General features: G+C 40.8%; 2 protein-coding genes. One reads left to right on the forward strand and one right to left on the reverse strand.

Annotated elements, in window-relative coordinates; translation table 11 throughout:
* Positions 1 to 1008, reverse strand: a 1008-nt coding sequence (locus AMDU4_RS13430) for an FAD/NAD(P)-binding oxidoreductase (protein WP_021788472.1), incomplete at its 3' end; no start/stop codon positions are given.
* A 515-nt stretch (positions 1009 to 1523) separates the two neighbouring features.
* Here AMDU4_RS13430 and AMDU4_RS13435 point away from each other — a divergent pair.
* On the forward strand, positions 1524 to 2210 hold the full coding sequence (locus AMDU4_RS13435) for a zinc ribbon domain-containing protein (protein WP_021788473.1): 687 nt from the start codon (positions 1524 to 1526) through the stop codon (positions 2208 to 2210).
* Positions 2211 to 2345 lie beyond the last annotated feature (135 nt).

Here is a 2345-nt window from a genome sequence, read left to right on the forward strand (position 1 = left end):
TGCTGCAGTATTTTCATTTATTCCGGTGTATCCTACCTGGTATCCCATTACATTTATAATGGTAGTTCCAAGTGCCCCCGGAAACACCCTCTTATTCCCGAATATGTTGATTCCTATGGTTCTCCCCATCTTATTTGCAATCTGTGCAAGTGGATAATAATCAGAAGATCCGGTAACAATATTTTTTGTAGCCACATTGTCTCCGGCGGCATAAATATCGGGATCAGATGTCTGCAAAAACTCATTCACACTTATAAGTCCATTTGCGGTGAGTTTCAGTCCTGCTTTTTCTGCAAGTTCAGTTGAAGGTTTTATTCCTGTGGCAGATATAACAAGTTCTGTATTGAATGTACCTCTACTTGTGGTTACAGAATAATTTCCCGGAGAACCGGATATTGCTGTGGGAACTGAATTATATTCTATTTCTTTCCCATTTCTACTTAGAATATCTGTAAGTATATTTCCCATATCCCTGTCCATATGGGGTAGTACATATTCGTGTTTGGAAATAAGCCTTACATTATATTTTTCTCCAAGCAATGAAAACAGTTCTGTTCCCAGGACACCTGCACCTATTATGGTAATATCATTAACACCCCTGATCTTTCCTTTTATTCGAATCACATCGTCCATGTTCCTCAGTGCCAGCACATAATTGGCAAGTCCCTCCGAAATCCTGGGCTCTGCACCCGTCGCTATGACCAGCTTATCATATGGGTATTTTTTTCCATTTGATTCTATATATTTTTCCTTTCTGTTTATTGAGTCCACAACTGCGTTTGTGATTACATCTATGCCTCTATGCTCGATAAATTCACTGAGAGGATAATGTAGCAGGTCATTGACATTTTCAAAATAACCAGAGAGATAATATGGCATTCCGCATTCTGCATAGGATACATAGCCTGTCTTTTCAAGTACGGTTATTCTGGCATTTTTATCCATTCTCCTTGCCTTAGATGCGGCTGACATGCCAGCTGCCCCTCCACCAATAATAACAATATTCATGGCTATTTATATCAAACGTTTATTTAACCTTAAAGATTAAATTTAACAAAAAATCAATATAAAATATAGTAGGTCTTTGGTGACATCCTCCCCAAGCTAACGCATGGGGCTTCCCACTTCAACAACTCAACTTGCATTGCAGAGGTTGAGCCTCTACGGGCATAAAATCGGCGACAGTCCGTGCCTACTCTCTTGTATAATAACTTAATAGACTATAAAATTTGCGCTTTCATCCCTCTCTAACGAAAGGGGACTTCCCGCTTATATGTTAAAATTAGTTTATCAGGAATCCGATTATTCGTCATCATCGTCGTCCTCTTCTTCATCATCATCATCCTCATCGTCGTAATGCATCGTGAAACTGACCATTGAAGCACCTCCAATAACTAAATTAATTTACAGGTTAATAAATTTTTTGGTAGATGTCCTTACAATTTTTAAAATGGGGTTATAAAAGGGTTCTAACTGTTAATGAATAATATTATGCATTCATATGATATGCCATTATAAGAGTCATGGGAAAACTTTACACATTGAGAGATGCCTGCGAAATATCGCAACTTGATCCAACCACTATCAGGAAGTGGGACAGGGAAGGCAAGATCAAGTGCATCAGGCTCTCGAACAACTTCCGGCGTGTGCCTGAGAGCGAGATCAATCGTATACTCGGCATAAAAAGTAACAGGATGTCTTTCATCTATGCAAGGGTATCCTCACATGATCAGAAAGCCGACCTGGACAGGCAGATTCAGAAATTGCAGACAGTATCACCGGAATCCCATGTTGTCTCAGACATAAGGAGCGGAATGAAGTTTAACAGGAAATGTTTTATTGAACTTCTGGAACTGGTGGAGAAGGACAAGGTATCCGCCATATACATATATAAATCGCCAATGAAGACAGTATATGTGAATCCACGAGGGACCTCCTCAGAGTGTCCCGTATGTGGTGAAAAGGTAAAGCACCCAACGTGGAAGATATCTAGATGCAACAACTGTGATCGGAACTACGACAGGGACAGGCTGGCCTCAATGGCCATAACCCACCGTGGCATCGATCTTTGCGGAGATCCGTTCCCCGTGAGTGCGTCGGCCTCTTGGCAGTCCATGAAGGATGAATACCTGTACATCAGAGATAAACCTGAGATTTCTGAAGCAGGTTCGACTGAGACTGCCTACGCTACGAACAGGACAGGTGCATAACATTGCACAATGTTTTGAGAACGGTCAAATCTTTATATGCCAAAAACATAGGATATTATGTATAAAATTGTGGAAGATATATTAGTCGCCAAATCGCTGAATGGAAATCCCCTGGGAGATGAAGGGGATCCTCAG

This window comes from Ferroplasma sp. Type II (genome assembly GCF_000496155.1).